The 17,951-nt window shown below is 29.8% G+C and carries 15 protein-coding genes and 8 tRNA genes; 18 read left to right on the top strand and 5 right to left on the bottom strand.

From position 1 onward, the window contains the following. Window positions 1-9 precede the first annotated feature (9 nt). From dsbI to AEBR_RS03545, 6 genes are all read left to right on the top strand, one after another. A complete protein-coding gene (gene dsbI, locus AEBR_RS03570) occupies window positions 10-699 on the top strand; it encodes a protein-disulfide oxidoreductase DsbI (protein WP_129087988.1) in 690 nt (229 codons plus the stop codon). Between the two features lie 85 nt (window positions 700-784). Next, complete coding sequence (locus AEBR_RS03565) at window positions 785-2,497, top strand: sensor histidine kinase (protein ID WP_129087989.1); 1,713 nt, start codon at window positions 785-787, stop codon at window positions 2,495-2,497. Beyond that, window positions 2,490-3,176, top strand: coding sequence for a response regulator transcription factor (locus AEBR_RS03560; protein ID WP_129087990.1), 687 nt, complete (start codon window positions 2,490-2,492; stop codon window positions 3,174-3,176). Before AEBR_RS03565 ends, AEBR_RS03560 begins: the two co-directional genes overlap by 8 nt. A 112-nt stretch (window positions 3,177-3,288) precedes the next feature. Further along, on the top strand, window positions 3,289-5,142 hold the full coding sequence (locus tag AEBR_RS03555) for an aryl-sulfate sulfotransferase (protein ID WP_129087991.1): 1,854 nt from the start codon (window positions 3,289-3,291) through the stop codon (window positions 5,140-5,142). 202 nt (window positions 5,143-5,344) lie between these two features. After that, window positions 5,345-6,631 (top strand): OprD family outer membrane porin, encoded by a 1,287-nt coding sequence (locus AEBR_RS03550; protein WP_164969518.1) that lies wholly within the window; start codon window positions 5,345-5,347, stop codon window positions 6,629-6,631. A gap of 123 nt (window positions 6,632-6,754) precedes the next feature. Beyond that, the gene (locus tag AEBR_RS03545; protein ID WP_129087993.1) at window positions 6,755-7,465 is read left to right on the top strand and encodes a hypothetical protein; all 711 of its coding nucleotides are present in this window, start codon (window positions 6,755-6,757) and stop codon (window positions 7,463-7,465) included. Here the strand turns inward: AEBR_RS03545 and AEBR_RS03540 are convergent. The 5 genes from AEBR_RS03540 to ileS are packed head-to-tail and all read right to left on the bottom strand — an operon-like array spanning window position 7,462 to window position 12,451. Then, a complete protein-coding gene (locus AEBR_RS03540) occupies window positions 7,462-8,745 on the bottom strand; it encodes a UDP-N-acetylmuramoyl-L-alanyl-D-glutamate--2,6-diaminopimelate ligase (RefSeq protein ID WP_129087994.1) in 1,284 nt (427 codons plus the stop codon). The two genes, AEBR_RS03545 and AEBR_RS03540, sit on opposite strands and share 4 nt — an antisense overlap. Next, window positions 8,726-9,319: a hypothetical protein gene (locus AEBR_RS03535; RefSeq protein ID WP_129087995.1), complete on the bottom strand. Its 594-nt coding sequence runs from the start codon at window positions 9,317-9,319 to the stop codon at window positions 8,726-8,728. Before AEBR_RS03535 ends, AEBR_RS03540 begins: the two co-directional genes overlap by 20 nt. Beyond that, entirely contained in the window at window positions 9,316-9,597 is a 282-nt protein-coding gene (locus AEBR_RS03530; protein WP_129087996.1) for a NifU family protein, read from the bottom strand. Before AEBR_RS03530 ends, AEBR_RS03535 begins: the two co-directional genes overlap by 4 nt. Next, the gene (locus AEBR_RS15545) at window positions 9,594-9,716 is read right to left on the bottom strand and encodes a hypothetical protein (protein WP_267284947.1); all 123 of its coding nucleotides are present in this window, start codon (window positions 9,714-9,716) and stop codon (window positions 9,594-9,596) included. Before AEBR_RS15545 ends, AEBR_RS03530 begins: the two co-directional genes overlap by 4 nt. Before the next feature lie 2 nt (window positions 9,717-9,718). After that, window positions 9,719-12,451, bottom strand: coding sequence for an isoleucine--tRNA ligase (gene ileS / locus AEBR_RS03525; RefSeq protein ID WP_129087997.1), 2,733 nt, complete (start codon window positions 12,449-12,451; stop codon window positions 9,719-9,721). A gap of 344 nt (window positions 12,452-12,795) precedes the next feature. Here ileS and AEBR_RS03520 point away from each other — a divergent pair, with 344 nt between their 5' ends. From AEBR_RS03520 to AEBR_RS03465, 12 genes are all read left to right on the top strand, one after another. Then, window positions 12,796-14,154 (top strand): FAD-dependent oxidoreductase, encoded by a 1,359-nt coding sequence (locus tag AEBR_RS03520; protein WP_129087998.1) that lies wholly within the window; start codon window positions 12,796-12,798, stop codon window positions 14,152-14,154. Window positions 14,155-14,188: 34 nt separating this feature from the next. Then, complete coding sequence (locus AEBR_RS03515; protein ID WP_129087999.1) at window positions 14,189-14,698, top strand: CinA family protein; 510 nt, start codon at window positions 14,189-14,191, stop codon at window positions 14,696-14,698. 62 nt (window positions 14,699-14,760) lie between these two features. Then, window positions 14,761-14,836, top strand: a tRNA-Lys gene (locus tag AEBR_RS03510). A gap of 34 nt (window positions 14,837-14,870) precedes the next feature. After that, a tRNA-Glu gene (locus AEBR_RS03505) sits at window positions 14,871-14,945 on the top strand. Between the two features lie 8 nt (window positions 14,946-14,953). Further along, window positions 14,954-15,029: transfer RNA gene (locus AEBR_RS03500), tRNA-Val, on the top strand. A gap of 13 nt (window positions 15,030-15,042) precedes the next feature. Beyond that, window positions 15,043-15,117, top strand: a tRNA-Glu gene (locus AEBR_RS03495). A 14-nt stretch (window positions 15,118-15,131) separates the two neighbouring features. Further along, window positions 15,132-15,208 (top strand) — tRNA-Asp (locus AEBR_RS03490). Window positions 15,209-15,219: 11 nt separating this feature from the next. Next, window positions 15,220-15,295, top strand: a tRNA-Lys gene (locus AEBR_RS03485). 2 nt (window positions 15,296-15,297) lie between these two features. Next, window positions 15,298-15,373 (top strand) — tRNA-Val (locus AEBR_RS03480). A gap of 50 nt (window positions 15,374-15,423) precedes the next feature. Continuing rightward, a tRNA-Asp gene (locus AEBR_RS03475) sits at window positions 15,424-15,500 on the top strand. Window positions 15,501-15,587: 87 nt separating this feature from the next. Continuing rightward, a complete protein-coding gene (locus AEBR_RS03470; RefSeq protein ID WP_129088000.1) occupies window positions 15,588-17,177 on the top strand; it encodes a sensor histidine kinase in 1,590 nt (529 codons plus the stop codon). Continuing rightward, window positions 17,158-17,820 carry a response regulator transcription factor gene (locus AEBR_RS03465; protein WP_129088001.1) on the top strand — a complete coding sequence of 221 codons (663 nt, stop codon included), beginning with the start codon at window positions 17,158-17,160 and terminating at the stop codon, window positions 17,818-17,820. Before AEBR_RS03470 ends, AEBR_RS03465 begins: the two co-directional genes overlap by 20 nt. Window positions 17,821-17,951: the final 131 nt, after the last annotated feature.

Here is a 17,951-nt window from a genome sequence, read left to right as displayed (position 1 = left end):
AGATAAAAGATGAATTGTAAAATAACAGATTTTTGGAGAGATTTAAAAACCTCTCCAATAAATACCATTGCAAGATGGCAAGATGCGAGATTTTTGTGGATAGTTATGGCAGCAGCAGCGATGATGCTTCTTTTAACTGCACATAATCTATTTCAACACTATGTATATATGGCACCTTGTGAACAATGTGTATATATAAGATTTGCATTTTTTTGTATGGTTTTTGGAGGGATTATTGCAGCAATTAAACCTTCTCAAATTGTATTAAAAATAGTAGGTTATATCTTAGGTTTTTGGGGAATTATCCAAGGGATTATATATAGTATTAAACTAAATACAATCCACCATGCAGCACATGGAGATGATCCCTTTGGTGTGCAAGGATGTTCAGCAGAGCCAAGTTTTCCATTGGGATTGCCATTAGATAGTTGGTTTCCTGATTGGTTTTTACCAACTGGAGCTTGTGGATTTGATAATCCAATTCCACCAGAAGGTGTAGAGTTTAGTGCTTTACAACAATGGTTAATAGACTTTTATTCAGAAGGGTGGTATTTAATTCCATCTATGCATTTAGTAAATATGGCTCAAGCTTGTCTTTTTGCTTTTATTGTTTGTTTCATTTTACTTGGTGCTATGTGTATCTCTTGGATTATTAGAGATCTTTTTAGAAAAGATAATAATCAAACTTTGGCGGAATAATAAAAATAAAAAGAGGAGATAAACTCTTCTCTTTTGTTTATAACAAAAGTTGAAGTATAATAAATATTCTAAAAAAGATAGGTGCATGTCAAACTTTAAATATTTTAAGAATTTTTTTCATAATCTAAATAGATATAAACTCTATCATATTGTGATACTTCTCACAATATCTTACTTCCTTATGCTTGCAAACAGCTTTTATAATATAAAAAGAGATATAAAAAACTTAGCTGAAAAAAATCGTATTTTAATATCAAAGGATATTGAATATGCAATCTCCTCTTGGCTTGAGGAGAGAATAAACAATATTGAAACAAGTAGCAAGTTTTTTGGATATAACCAAGTTTATAAAAAAGAAGAACATATTAAAAATCTATTAAATATTTTACTAAATAATAATCTCTATTTTGATACAGTCCAAACTCTTGTAGAAGGTTATTACTTTTATGGAGATAAAAGGCTCTACCATGATTATAAAAAAGATCCTAATTTTATTTCAAAAGAGTTTAACATTGAACCTCTTAAAACAGAATGGTATATAAAAACTAAAACTGAATTAAAAACTACTATTACAACAATGAAAATACATGGAGAATTACACGAAAAAACTATTAATATTTGTACTCCAATAATTTATGAAGAGAAATTTCAAGGTGTGCTTTGTGGAGTAATTAAAACTGAGTCAATTTTTAATAAGATACAAAAACTAAAACTAAATAATAAAACATACTATTTTATTAGTGATAGAAAAGGGAAAATTCTAACTACTTTAAAAGATGAAAAATTAAAAAATGATGTTGAAAAGAGTTTTTTGAAAGGAAAAATAAAAGATGTTGATGGAAAACAAGAGATAAAAATAGATAATGATTCTATTACTATTGAAAACTTTAAACACTTTAATTGGTATATTGGTGTGGGAATGAAAGATAAAGATATAAGTGAGTTGGGTTTTGCCCAATTAGTAGAAAACGTTGCTTTTTTATCTTTTTGTTTTTTTGCTCTGCTTATATTAGTTAATGCCTCTCATGAATTTTTAAGAAGAAGAACAGCAAAAGCTGAAAGAGAGTATGAATATATTTTAGGAAGACGCTCAAGAATGCAAGAGATAGGTGAACTTATTTCAGGAATAAATCACCAACTATACCAACCTTTAAATTCATTAACTCTACTATTAACAACAACAAAATCAAAACTAAATGATAAAACATTAGATGACGCAACTTTGGATAGTAATCTCTCTATGTGTGTTAAAGCCTCTCAGCTTATGGCTAAAACCATTAACTCTTTTAAAAATTTCTATAGATGTAATGAAGATATTAAACCATTTTTTTTATATCAATCAATAGAAGGATTATTACATATATTACATGTTGATTTATCAAGAAAAAATATTAGAGTTGAATTTGATATTGAACAAATAAAAGAGTTAAAAGTAAACTCTGTTGAAAATTTTATTCAACAAATTTTACTTGTTTTATTACAAAACTCAAAAGATGCTTTAGATGAAAAACTTATTAAAAAAAGAGTAATAAAAATTGAAGTAGAAGAGAGAGAAGATATGGTTTTTATTAAGATTATTGATTGGGGTGGAGGAATAAGTAACCAAGATATAAAAAAACTCTTCTCTGACCATGAAGGGAAAAGTAAAAAAAACCTTGGAAGTGGAATTGGTCTCTTTTTTGCAAAGAAACTTGCCCAAGAAAAACTAAAAGGAGATATTATTCTTGAAAAAAATTATAATCCAACAGTTTTTACTTTCAATTTTAAAAAAGATTTAGAAAGAGACAACGATGAATAAAAATACTTTAAATTTATTAAATAAACTATCTATTTTGGTAGTTGAAGATGATGAACTCGCAAGAATTGCTATAAAACAAGCAATCTCATCATATTGTAAAAATTATTATGAGGCTCCTGATGGTTTAATTGGACTTGAAAAGTTTAAAAAAGAGCAAGTAGATATTGTAGTAACTGATATTCATATGCCAGGAATTAATGGTTTTGATATGATTGAAGAGATTAGAAGATTAAAACCAAAACAGATATTTATAGTTATGACCTCGTATGATACAGATGAAAATTTAATAAATAGTATAAAAGGAGGAGTCTTTAGCTTTTTAAGAAAACCACTTGAAATTGAAGAGCTTCAAACTTCACTTTTAATTGCACAAGGGAGACTTAAATCAAATATTGAAAAGATTAGTGAAGTAGTTGAAATAGATTACCAAAATGAGTATATCTACTTAAATGGCAAACTTATTTTTCTATCATTTAATAATCACAAAATTTTTTGGCTTCTATGCTATAACTTAGGGAACTTGGTATCTTACGATATGATTGAAAACTATGTATATGATTGTGAAAGCATAAATAAAAGTACTCTTCACAATGCAATTTTAAGAATAAAACATCAACTTCCTTCTGTCTCTATAGAAAATATTCAAAGTCAAGGCTACATTCTAAAAACAAACCTATAATTTAAGGAATATTTAATATTCAAGTTATTCTGCTGTTAGCACCCACTTATATACTTTTATTTATAGATTTAGACTTTGTTTAGTCTAAACTTTATAAATAAAGGAGTTTCTTATGAAAGTTAAAAAAATTTTAACATCAGTACTTGTTGCAAGTGCTGTTTTAGCAGTTACACCAACTGTTTCATTGGCTTTAGGAGGGCCTAGTGGTCCAAAACTCGACTATCAAATCCCAGGGAAATTAGGCTATGTTATGATGGATCCCTATGGATATGCTCCATTAACAGCTGTAATTACAGATGGAGGGTATAAAGTTAAAGATGCACATGTAAAAATTGTACCTAAAAAAGGTGGACAAACAGTAGAGTATGATGTAAATAATGAAAATACAAAACTTTATGCAGGTATCCCAGTATTCGGTCTATATCCAGATTATAAAAACTCAGTTGAAGTTTCATATACAAGAATCCTGGGTACTAAAAGTGAAAAATTTACTGAAACATATACAATTTATGCACCACCAGTATTTCAAACAGGAAACGGAATTAAACAAGGAGGACTTCCATATTCAAGTGTTACTGTAGAAAAAGTTGATAATAAATTTAAAGATAGACTATATCTTCTTAATAATATTCAAGGTAAAGCTGGTGGTAAAAGTTCAAAAGTTGTATGGAACAATCCATCAGGTGGTGCTTTAGAGTGGAACTACTTCTCTAATGCCTTTATTGTAGATACCCATGGTGAAGTTAGATGGTATTTAAATGCTGAAAAATTAATTAATTATGATGACATTTATAATACTGGTATTATGATGGGATTTAAACAAAATAATGATGGTGCACTATCTTGGGGATATGGTCAAAGATATGCAAAATATGACATTATGGGAAGAAAAGTATTTAATAGAAGAATCCCTTTAGCATATAATGACTTTTCTCACTCTTTAGATACTTTAAATAATGGACACTTTCTAATGAGAGTTGGATCAGCTGATTTAAAAAGAGCTGATGGCAAAAATGTTAGAACAGTAAGAGATGTAATTGTTGAAGTAGATGAAAATGGTAAAGTATTTGATGATTGGAAACTATTTGATATCTTAGATCCATATAGAGATGTAGTTTTAAAAGCTCTTGACCAAGGTGCCGTTTGTTTAAATATGGATGCTGACCATGCAGGAGCGACTTTATCATCTGAAGAGTTAGCAAAACTTGATAAATCTGACAACTTTGGGGATATTGTAGGTTCAGGTCCTGGTAGAAACTGGGCACACGTTAATAGTGTTGATTATGACTACAATGATGATAGTATTGTTATTAGTTCAAGACACCAATCTGCTGTAATTAAAATCGGTAGAGATAAACAAGTTAAATGGATTTTAGGTGCTGCAAAAGGTTGGAAAAAACAATATCAAGATAAATTACTTCAACCTGTTGATGCAAAAGGTAACAAAATTGTTTGTGAAGATGAAACAAGTAAATGTCCTGGATACACAGGTGATGGTGACTTTGACTGGACTTGGACACAACATACAGCTTTTGTAATTGATAGTAAATCTAATAAAGATGTTGTATATCTATCTGTATTTGATAATGGTGATGGTAGAGGAATTGAACAACCTGCAATGGCAAGTATGAAATACTCAAGAGCTGTTATTTATAAAATAGATCAGAAAAAAATGACTATCCAACAACTTTGGGAATATGGAAAAGATAGAGGTATTGATTGGTATTCACCAGTTACTTCATTAACTGAGTATCAAACAGATAAAGATTCTGTAATGGTTTACTCTGCAACTGCTGGTATGGGTGAATACGATTTTAAAGCAGGTAGAGCTTTAGGGGCACCTCAACCAGAAATTGATGAATTTGAATGGGGTAAAAAAGAGCCTTCTGTAAAAATCAAATTTAAAGGTACAGGTGCTGGATACCAAGGTATGCCATTTAGCATTCAAAAAGCTCTTTCAAAATAATCTCTTCTTCTCTCCTAGCTAATTATTTTCAGTCAGCCTTTTTGGCTGGCTGTTTCTCCTAATTTTAAAAATTTTATAGCCAGCATAATGCTGGCTATTCTATTTCTTTAATTTATAAATTTAAGCAAAGTTTAAAATAAATGTTATGTTTGCATTAAAACTTGGTAATAAAATTTTATTAAATCATATAAAAGGAGATAATATGAAATTAATTAAATTAAGTCTTGTTGCATTTGTACTTGGCTGTTGTACAAATGCATTAGCTGCTGATAATATTACCGATGCATTTAAAAATGGTAGTGTTAAAGGTCAATTAAAAGTATGGTATTGGGATAAAGATATTGATAATGCAGGAAATAAAACTGGCAGTAGTATTTTTAATACTGCCCTTGAATTAGGTTATCTTACTGACTCTTACTATAATTTTAAGTTTGGAGCAACATTTCAAGCAAATGCAACACCTTTTGCAAGTGATGATGCAAAATCTATGTATGTTAATGAAGAGTATGCTTCTGGTTCAGTACTTTCAGAAGCATTTATTGATTATACAGCAAATGGTTTTGATATAAAAGCTGGTAGACAATATATTGTAAGCCCTCTTATCAATGGTAACTTTGCAAGGATAAATAGAGAATCATTTGAGGGTGTAAGTCTTATGAATAAATCTTTTAAAGATACAGATTTGTTTGCACACTTTATACAAAAATTCCAAGGAAGGACTTCAAATGTATCTGGTGATGGAATAGGAGATGCTCCTAAATTTAGAAAAAAAGTTGTTTTAGGTGGTGCTGGCTCTTATGGTTATGAATTTGATGGAGCATATGCTTTTGGATTTAAAAATAGATCAATTGATAATCTTCAAATTACAGGGCAATACTTAAATATTCAAGATCTAGGAAATAATAGTTCATCTCCAACTGCTAGTGATGATTTATCTATCTACTACAGTGAATTAAACTACTCTATTCCTGTTGGTGATTATAAATTTGGAATTGATTTAAGATATAGAAAATCTCAAACAGGGGAAAAACTTGATTCATTAAACTGGGAAGGAGATATTAGCGAAATTAGACTATCTGCTTCTGGATTTGCTGGTTTTGGTTTTGATGTAGCATATTCAACAGTTAGTGATAGCGATAGAGCTATTTTAGGGATGGGACTTGGAGCTTTAACATATACTTTCCCATTAATTAGAGGTCCTTATGTTTATGCAAGTCAAGCAGGAACAGATAGTTATAGTTATACTTTAAAATATAATTTTGCAAAAGCAGGTGTTCAAGGTTTAACAGGACAACTTAAATATGTAACAGCAGACAGAGATGATGACTATGGGAATAAAGCTGATTATAAAGGTTATGGAGGAGCACTATTATATAAAATTCCTCAACTAAAAAATGTAACTGCAAATTTAGTATATTTTTCACTTGATGAAAAAATTGCAGATAACAGAACAGATGAACTTTGGTTAAAACTAAACTACAGTTTTTAATAAAGAAGATAGAGAAAACTCTATCTTCTAAACCTAATAATTAATCATACTATCCATACTTTTTAGCTATCATTTTATTAACTATTTATATCTATTTATAAAATATAAAAACTAAGGTAAATTTTGGAAGATAACAAAATAGATGAACTAAAAAATGCTATGGGAAGTGCGAACTTAAGCCAAGAACAACTACAAGAACAGTTAAAACAAAAGATTCAAAAAGCTAGCAAAACAAGAGCATTATTTGAAAAAGGAAGTGCTAAAAGAGCTACTTTAAATAGTTTTAAACATATAAAAAAAAGTGAAAACAATAAGATTTTATTGGTTTTATTAAGTATCACTGCCATTTTAATTTTTATTGCCATATATATATTTAACAAAGAGACAAAAAAAGAGGAACCAGTCTATACAAAAGAGACAAAAAATAGATTAAGCTTTAAAGAACTCTATGATTCAAAAAATTATGCAACCTATAACTGCTATGAATTTAAAAGTGGAAAAATCTCTTTTCCAATTAAAGAGTGCAAAGAGGAGATGGATAAATTTTTACTGGACAATAGAAATGCAAATAGATTTGAAATAGTGCCTCTTATCTCTGAAAATGACTCTATTATCTATAAAAGTATAGAAAATGATATTAAAAACCAAGAAGAAGCACTAAATAAAAAAGTTAAAGAGTATCTCTTTATTGGACTTGCAACAGAGAGAATTTTAGAGAGTGTTTGGTATATCAAAAAAATATTAGGAGAAGATACTATTGTTACCTCTTCCCAATATTATGTAAAATCAGAAAATGAAAATGAACAAGGAGTTATTATTAGAGCATACCATTAAAGGTGCTTTAATACCTCATCTTTGTCCACTAAAGGAAACTTCTTATCATATATTATTTGATAAGGCTCATCACCTTTTCCAAGGATTAAAACAACACTGCTAGGATTCTTTTTACCTAGTTCAACTGCTTTTTTAATAGCCTCTTTTCTATTTACCTCAACTATTAGATTATCTTTTTTTTCTATTCCAACACATATATCTTGGATTATTTCATCTGGATCTTCAAATCTTGGATTATCAGAAGTTACGATAATAGTTTTTGCAAAGTTGGCAGCAACTTTTCCCATCAAAGGTCTTTTTTGTTTATCTCTATTTCCCCCTGCTCCAAAAACAGCAATAATATCTTTATGATTAAAACTTTCAAAAATCTTTTTCATTCCATCTGGAGTGTGGGCAAAATCTACAATTACAAAAGGATCACTAGAGATTATCTCCATTCTTCCTTCCACTCCTGCAAAATTTTCTACTACATTGCATATTTCATCTAATGAGTTATCTGTAACCATATCAACACTTGCAACTGCTGCCATAATGTTATAAATATTAAAAATTCCCATAAGCGCGGAAGTAAAAGAGTGTACTTCTGAAATTTTATTAAACATAACATTTGTACCATTTGTAAATGAATATGCGCTGACTTTATATGTTGAAGGTAGCTCTAAACCATAGGTTAAAGCATTTTTAGGATTAAATTTAACTACTGGATCATCTTTGTTTATAAGTTTTTTACTCTCATCACTAAAAAATGAGTTTTTTACATTTATATACTCTTCTATTGTTTTGTGATAATCTAAATGGTCTCTTGTTATATTTGTATGAACTTTTAGTTCAAAATCTAATCCTTCAACTCTTTTTTGTTCAATCGCATGGGAACTAACTTCCATTACGAAAAATTGACAACCCTCTTCTAAAGCCTTTTGTATATGGGCAAAATTTCCAAGTTGCATAGGAGTTGTTAAAGTATAATCCTCCATCTTTTCATCATTTATATAAAAACCTCTTGTACCTTGAAGTGCAACTTTATATCCTAAATCAAGAAGTATAGAGTATATTGCAGCAGTAGTTGTTGTTTTGCCATTTGTACCTGTAACACCAATTATTTTTATTGCTTTCATATCAAAATGAGTTGTTAAGTCTTTTGCCTCTATAAACTCTTCACATCCGTTACTTTTTGCATCTTCTACAAATTTTTCATTCTGTTTTGAGATTACAAAAACTGTACCTTTTTTCGCCTCTTTTGAATTATCTGTGTAGATCTTATTATTTATGGTCAGTTGCAATTTTTTTCTCTTCTAGTTTTTTATATAGTTCTTCTATTTTTGAATCATAGGAAAAATACTCGTTAAATCCATCTAAATAGCTGTATGCAGTACTATTAAAGTCATTATCAATAAGTTTTGTTACAAAATCAAAAAAGTCCTCTTTTGTCTCTATTGCAACTTTTGTTGAAAACATAATATCTTCAAAAGCAATTCTAAAAGAACCTCTTGATTCAATAAGAGTTTTAAAATCCTCATATCTAATTGCATCCAAAGACTCTACAGTTGAATTTGTTAACTCTTCTAAAATATGCATCATCTTATCTACATCGCCATCGTATGCATTTACAGTATCTTCTACATAAGCTATTGCCGTATCCAAATTCTCATTTTTTGCAACACTGAAATAATCAAACAAAGAGAGTCCTTTCTCTTCGTCTTCACTTGCAATATCACAAAAAAGAGCAAATATTGGATACTCTCTATTTTTTGGGAAAAATGATGATAGTTGTGAATATAAAAATAAAGCTTTGTCATAACTTTTTTCTAAAAAGTAGTTATTAGCTTCATTTAATAATTTATTCTCATTTATCATTCAAGCTCCTGTAATTTATCTTCCATACCTTGTGGTACATTTATTATTTTTAGTTCTGGATGGATTGCTGCTTTTAACTCTTTTTCCACTATAAACTTTAGTGTACTTCCACTTGCACTACATCCAACACATGCACCTTGCAGCTGAACATAAACTTTTCCATCAATTATATCTAGTAAAACTATTGCTCCACCATCTTTTGCTAACATTGGAGCAATTCTACTCTTTATTATTGAGCCAACTGCAGGTTTTAAATCTTCATCGCTAAAGGGCATCATTTCTCTTTATCAACCTTTTTACTTTTTTTATTTACATATATTATTCCAATTGCTGTTAACATTAAGATTACAACAATTGTGTAAATTATAAACGAAAGTGAAATTTCAGACTCAAACATAATTATTTAACAACACTTTCACATCTACTACAAAGATGTTCTTCACTACTTGAAGTAAATTTCCAACATCTTGGACATTTAGCATTTTTTGCTTTTGTTACACTAAATTTGAAGTTTTCTACTTCAAAAGTAGCCAATACTTCATCTTGTTTTTCATTTGTAATTGAGCTAACAAGGAACCAATCTTCCATTTCAACTCTCTCTAGACTTAAAATATCTTCACAATTTGTTGATATCTCTAACTCTAATGTTGATTTTATTATTTTATCTTTTTTTAGTGTATCAATTGCTTCACTAAATTTATCTTTTGCTACTAATAGAATCTCTTCATTTAGTTTTGATTCAACTTCTTCTAACTCAACTTTTTCAAAATCAAAAATATCTTTTGCTTCACCTTTTATAAATTTAGGTGCAAACTCAATTAGCTCATCCATTGTATATGTAAGGATACAAGCTAGAGTTGAGATAAGTTTTTTCAAAATAATTGCCATTGCACTTTGAGAAGCAACTCTATGAATATCATTTTTATCATCACAATATAATCTATCTTTACAAACATCTAAATAGATACCAGAAAGGTCAACAACTAAGAAGTTGTTTAATTTATTTAACCCTTTTGAATACTCATATACAGAAAATGCTGCATCGATTTCATCAAAAGTTTTTTTAGCTCTACTTAATACCCATTTATCTAAAATTCCCATTTTATCAACAGATACTATCTCTTTTAAGTCATTTATATTTGCAAGTAAAAATCTTGCAGTATTTCTAATCTTTCTATATAGTTCTGCATTTTGTTTTAAGATGTTATCTGATATTTTTTGGTCATTTTGATAATCACTCATTGCAACCCATAATCTAAGTATCTCAGAACCATATTGTTTCATGATTTTCGCAGGATCAATTACATTCCCCTTTGACTTAGACATTTTTTCACCTTTTTCATCCATAGTAAATCCATGAGTTACTAAAGCTTTATATGGTGCAATCTCTTGTGAAGCTAAAGTTGTCAAAAGTGAAGATTGGAACCAACCTCTATGTTGGTCACTTCCTTCTAAATACATATCAGCAGGGAATGTTCCTGCATCATAATTTCTACTTCTTAAAACTGCATTTTGTGTTGAACCAGAGTCAAACCATACATCTAGAATATCCATAGTTTTTTCTAAATCATCTGGATTTAATCCACTTCCAGGATATAAAAGCTCTTCAATACTTAAATCATACCAAGCATCGCAACCTTTTTGTTCAAAAATCATTGCTGTATAGTTCATAACTTTTTCATCAAAAATTATCTCATCAGTTTTTTTATTTCTAAAAAATGCTATTGGCACACCCCAATCTCTTTGACGTGAAATACACCAGTCAGGTCTTCCTTCAAGCATTGCTTTAAGTCTATTTCTTCCCCACTCAGGGTAAAACTTAATCTCATTTACAACTTTTAAAGCATTCTCTCTTAGAGTTTTATTCTCTTTACCATATTTATCATCAATAGAGATAAACCACTGTTTTGTTGCTCTAAAAATAATAGGTTTGTGAGTTCTCCAACAGTGAGGATATGAGTGAACAATATCAACTCTTTTTAAAAGTGCTTTATTTTCAAGAAGCTCTTCTAAAATCATCTCATTTGCTTTAAAAACATGCATTCCTAAATATTTGTCTGTATCTCTAAATAGTTTTTCTCTTACAATTGTTTCATCATATTTACCCTCAGCATCAACAGGCATAAGAACATCAAGACCATATCTTAGACCAACTTTGTAGTCATCTTCTCCATGTCCAGGAGCTGTATGAACTGCACCTGAACCTGATTCCATCTCAACGTGCTCACCTAAAACAATTTTAGATTTTCTATCATTTAAAGGATTTATCGCAAAACTATTTTCTAAACTTTTAGGATCGATTGTTTCAACAACAGTTCCAGAGATTACTTCATTTTCTACAAGTGAATTATAAAGTTTTTTTGCAACTATAAATTTATCACTTGTTAAAACATACTCCTCTTCTGCATTTAATGCAATTCCTGTATTTGCAGGAAGTGTCCAGGGGGTTGTAGTCCAAATAATTAAACTTGCATCCATTTTTTCATGTTTAAATGCCACAAAAATTGATGGAGAGGTTTTATTTTCATACTCAACCTCTGCTTCAGCAAGTGCTGTTTGTGCTGCCCAAGACCAATAAACAGGTTTACTTCTTTGTACTAAAAGTCCTTGTTTTGCAATGGCACAAAGTTCTCTATAGATATTTGCTTCAAATTTAAAATCCATAGTTAAATATGGGTTTTCCCAATCACCTATTACACCTAATTTTTTAAACTCTTCCCTTTGAATATCTATAAATGTTGTAGCATGGGCTCTACAAAGTTCTCTAATTTTTGATTTTGGAAGCTCTTTTTTCTTAGTTGCTCCTATTTTCTCTTCAACTTTTTGTTCAATTGGTAATCCATGACAATCCCATCCTGGAACATATCTTACTGATTTACCATCAAAATAGTGATACTTAACAATAATATCTTTCAAAATTTTATTTAATGCATGACCAATATGTATATGTCCATTGGCATATGGTGGTCCATCGTGTAGGGTAAAAGAAGGTTTTCCTTCTCTGTTTTTTTTCATTTTTTCATAAACTTTTGAATCTTCCCAAAGTCTGTATCTCTCAGGCTCTTTTTGTGGAAGGTTTCCTCTCATTGGAAACTCAGTGTTTGGTAGTAATAAACTCTCTTTATAATCCATCTTAAATACCTTAATTTTACTATTGTTATATATATTCTATAAATCGCAGATTATATCTAATCTTATGTTAATTTTTTATAATAAGTTTTCCATCTTTACCATGTACAACTTTTTTTCTTTGTACACAATATTTATACATTTTACTATTTGATTGCTTTATTATTTAGTTAAAAGTTACAAATGTACTCATTTTGAACATCCTCTTAATTGATGAAAAAACAATAAAATGTTACTATAAAACATAATTTTGGCAAAGTTATCATTTTCACTTCTTCTTTCTTATGAAAATGTCTATTAATATGCTAAAATCGTTAAAAATCAAAAGTACAATAGGACGAAAGTAAATGAATACAAAACATTATGATGTAGTAATTGTAGGTGGTGGTATCTCAGGGGCTGCACTCTTCTATGAGTTAGCAAGATACACCGATGTAAAAAGTGTATGTATGCTAGAAAAATATGAGGATTTAGCAACTTTAAACTCAAAAGGAACAAGTAACTCACAAACTATTCACGTGGGTGATATTGAAACTAACTATACACTTGAAAAAGCAAAAATAACAAAAAGAACTGCAAATATGATTGTTAAATTTAACCTACAAAGAGGGTTACAAGACAAAATTATGTTTGCTCATCAAAAAATGGCATTAGGGGTTGGTGAAAAAGAGGTAAATTTTATTAAAAATAGATATGAAGAGTTTAAAGAACTTTTCCCTTATTTAGAACTTTGGGATAAAGAGAGACTAAGAGAGCTAGAGCCTAAACTAGTTTATGCTGATAAAGAACAAACAAAAGATAGACCAGAACCAATTTTAGCAATGGGAACTCAAAGTGAATATACAACTGTTGATTTTGGTGCAATGACAAAAGAGCTTGCAAAAGCGGGACAAGAAGAGAAAGAAAAACTAACTGATATATACTTTAATGCTGAAGTAGATGAGATAGAAAAAGTTGGAGATATTTATAAATTAACTACTACAAGTGGTTCAGTATTTACTGCAAATTTTGTTGTTGTAAATGCGGGAGCTCACTCACTATATCTTGCACATAAAATGGGATATGGAGATCATATGGGATCATTATCAATGGCTGGTTCATTTTATATTACAAATGGAGAGTTTTTAAATGGTAAAGTATATATGGTACAAAATCCAAAACTTCCATTTGCTGCACTTCATGGTGACCCAGATATTTTATGTGATGGGAAAACAAGATTTGGACCAACAGCTCTTGCACTTTTAGTTTTAGAGAGATATAAAGGTGGAAAATCATTCTTCCAATGTCTTAAAACTATGAATATAGATGGAAATATTTTAAAAATTTTCTGGGATCTATTAAAAGATTCAGATATTAGAAACTATGTATTTAAAAACTTCTTATTTGAAGTTCCTGGTATAAATAAAGGCTTATTTGTAAAAGATGCAAGAAAAATTGTACCTTCATTAAGTACGGAAGATATAGAGTATGCAAAAGGTTTTGGTGGAGTTAGACCACAAGTTTTAAATAAAGACCAACAAAAATTAATGCTTGGTGAAGCTTCAATTAACCCAGGTGATGGAATTCTTTTTAATATGACTCCAAGTCCAGGTGCAACTTCATGTTTAGGTAATGCAGAAAGAGATATAAAAATAGTTTGCGAATACCTTAATCTTAAATTTGACGAAGAGAGATTTAAAGAAGAGTTAACAGACGATAACAAGTAAAAGAGACCCTCTCTTTTACTTTAAAGATAACAAAATGAAAGACTTATTATATATCACCCAAGAAGAACTCATAGAGTTTCAAAATCTACTCCGAGAGAATAAAAAAACAATCACAACTGCTGAAAGCTGCACAGGAGGATTAATTGCCTCTTCAATAACACAAATATCTGGTTCATCAGATATCTTTAATGGTGCAGTGATTACCTACTCAAATGAGATTAAAAGTCAAGAGTTAAAGGTAAAAAAAGAGACTTTAGAAAAATTTGGTGCAGTGAGCAAAGAGGTTGTTGAAGAGATGTTAGATGGTGTAATAAATAAATTTAATGCAGATTTTGCAATTGCTGTAAGTGGTATAGCAGGGCCAAATGGTGGGACAAAAAACAAACCAGTTGGAACAGTTGTTATTGGTATTTCAAGTAAAGAAAATAAAAAAGAAATTGAGGTTTGTCTCTTTGATGGAACAAGAAGTGAAGTTCAAAACAAAGCTGCAAAATATTCTTTAAAAAAACTTTTCAATTTTTTTCAAAAAAGTCTTGACAAATAGAAAAAAAGTAAGTATAATTCCACTCCATTTTAAGAAGATGCACTTCTTATAATTTGGTATTTGACCCGTTAGCTCAGCCGGTAGAGCATCTCCCTTTTAAGGAGGTGGCCGAAGGTTCGAATCCTTCACGGGTCACCATATACTTTTCTACTTAATGTAGAGATTTTTTTGTGGCCCCTTCATCTAGCGGTTAGGATTCAAGGTTTTCATCCTTGCCACAGGAGTTCGAGTCTCCTAGGGGTCACCATTTTTTTCGGTCGATTAGCTCAGTTGGTAGAGCGCTACCCTTACAAGGTAGATGTCATAAGTTCGAGTCTTATATCGACCACCATTTTTTCATTGTTGGCCCCTTCATCTAGCGGTTAGGATTCAAGGTTTTCATCCTTGCCACAGGAGTTCGAGTCTCCTAGGGGTCACCATTTTTAATCAAGGTGCGGCCGTAGTTTAGTTGGTTAGAATGCCTGCCTGTCACGCAGGAGGTCGCGAGTTCGAGTCTCGTCGGCCGCGCCACTTTGATTATTGACCCGTTAGCTCAGCCGGTAGAGCATCTCCCTTTTAAGGAGGTGGCCGAAGGTTCGAATCCTTCACGGGTCACCACTGGTCGATTAGCTCAGTTGGTAGAGCGCTACCCTTACAAGGTAGATGTCATAAGTTCGAGTCTTATATCGACCACCATGAACTTAATATGTTCTTTGCGCGTTAAGCGCTTTTTTTTTGCTAAGTGTGCGGCCGTAGTTTAGTCGGTTAGAATGCCTGCCTGTCACGCAGGAGGTCGCGAGTTCGAGTCTCGTCGGCCGCGCCACTTACCTTCCTTTTTAATCAATCATTTTTATCTATTTTTTAATATTTTTAAGTTATCCTTTAATCTATATAATACGCAAGGTTATTAATGATTAAAGCAAAATCCCTTTACCATCTTATTTTATACAGTATCTTTTTTATTATAATTTTAACCTCCTCTTTTACCTTTATAATTATTGAAAATGCTTTTGATGAATTTCAAGAGAAAATTAAAATAATAAAAACGGACTATGAGAATAAACAAAAAGATTTAATAGAAGCTGATGTAAAAAAGAGTCTAAAATTTATTAACTACTACTACAATAAATTCAAAGATATAAAAAGTGAAAATGAGATAAAAAATGATATTCTTGAAGCTTTAGAAAAGATGCGAGAGAATGAAAAACTAAACAATTATCTCTTTATTTATGACTTTGATGGAACATCAATTTATTATCCAATTTCAAAAGAGTATATAGGTAAAAATCTTTATGAGTTTAAAGACCCTTCTGGGAAAAAGGTTATAAAAGAGTTAATTGATATCTCAAAGAAAAAAGATGGCGGATTTGTACAATATATTTGGTATAAACCAGAAATAAAAGATGATGCCCTTAAAATCTCCTATGCTCACGCATATGAACCTCTTAATTGGACAGTTGGAAGAGGTATCTACCTAGATGAAATTAATAAGATTGTCCAAATAAAAAAAGATGAATATGATGAAAAGATATCTAACTATATTCTTCAAATTGTCTCTTTAACTGTTATGTTAGTTCTTTACTCTATTTTTATTTACAAAAATGCAACCATATTGATTGTTAACGATGTAAAAGAGATAGGGAAATATTTTAAAGAGTCACAAAAAGATGATCTTAGAATTAAACAGGACAGACTTATTTTTGGAGAGTTTAAAGTTATTGCAAACTATGCTTATGATGCAATGCACAATATCAAAGATAAAAATACAATGTTAAGGGATATAAATAAACACCTTGAAGAGACAGTAAATCATCAAACAAAAGAGCTTCAAAATCTAATTGATTCACAAAAGAAGTTTTTGAAAAACTCTGTACATGAGATAAATACTCCATTGTCTATTATAAGAACAAATATAGATCTACTTAAAATGAATACTTTAAAAGAGGAAAATAAATATATATCAAATATTGAAAGTGGCGCTAAAATCATTCAATATATATATGATGATCTTTCCTATTTAATAAAAAAAGACAGAGTTGATTATCCAAAAGAGTACATTGATTTCTCTTTATATTTGAAAGAGAGACTAAACTTTTTTGAAGGGATAGCTACTTCAAATGATTTACATTTTACAACTAATATTGATGAAGATATATATATTAAATTTAATAGAATAGAACTTCAAAGAATTATAGATAATAATATCTCTAACTCAATAAAATACTCTTATGCAAAATCTGCTATTTATGTAAGACTTACATATTTTAAAAATGATTTTATAGAGTTTAGCGTAAAAACAAACTCAGAAAAAATTGAAAATATAAATAAGATTTTTGATGATTTTTATAGAGAAAATAACTCTCGAGGAGGCTTTGGACTGGGGCTTAGGATTGTAAAAGAAATATGTGATAAAAATTTGGTTATAATCAAACTTGAATCTACTGACACTGAAACAAAATTTACTTATAGGTTTAGAATAAATGAAAATACTACTTCTTGAAGATGAATTAATGTTGAATAATGCAATCTCAGAATATCTAAGAAGCATTGGGCATATGGTTGAAAGTTTCACTGATGGTGAAGAGGTAATAAATAGTATAGATATAAGTTATGACTTACTTGTACTAGATATAAATGTACCTAAAAAAGATGGGTTTGAGATTTTACAAGAGCTTAATATGAAAAGAATCTATATTCCAACAATATTTATAACAGCTTTAAATGATATAGAAGATATCACAAGAGCATATGATTTGGGTTGTAGAGAGTACATTAAAAAACCTTTTCATTTAGAAGAGTTAGGAATTAAGATAAATCAAATACTAAAAAAAGACCAAAAAACAACTTCTCATATTAGATTTTCAGAGAATTACTCTTATTCAAAAGATAAAAAGACTCTATATTTTAATGGTGAACCTCAAACTTTAACTAAAAAACAGCTTGATATTATTCATATTTTGGCACTTAATATAAATATGATTGTTGACTTTGAAAAGTTTAGAATGGATATTTGGAGTGGAGAAAATATTGACAATCCAACTATAAGAGCAGAGATTTCTAGACTAAAAAAAGCACTAAAAGAGGATTTTATAAAAAATATTAGAGGTCTTGGTTATAAAATTGATAGATTTTATTCAGTTTAATCTTATTCGGTAAATAGGCTTCTTTGAAGCTTATTTGCTACACTAATCCTACGTTTAAAAAAAAATATTTTTCATTGCTACATTTTTGCTATAGTTGAGGCTTATACTTTTATTGTTGAATTACTAAAAAG

Source organism: Halarcobacter ebronensis (assembly GCF_013201825.1).
GTDB lineage: Bacteria > Campylobacterota > Campylobacteria > Campylobacterales > Arcobacteraceae > Halarcobacter > Halarcobacter ebronensis.
This window is presented reverse-complemented; position numbering and strand designations above follow the sequence as displayed.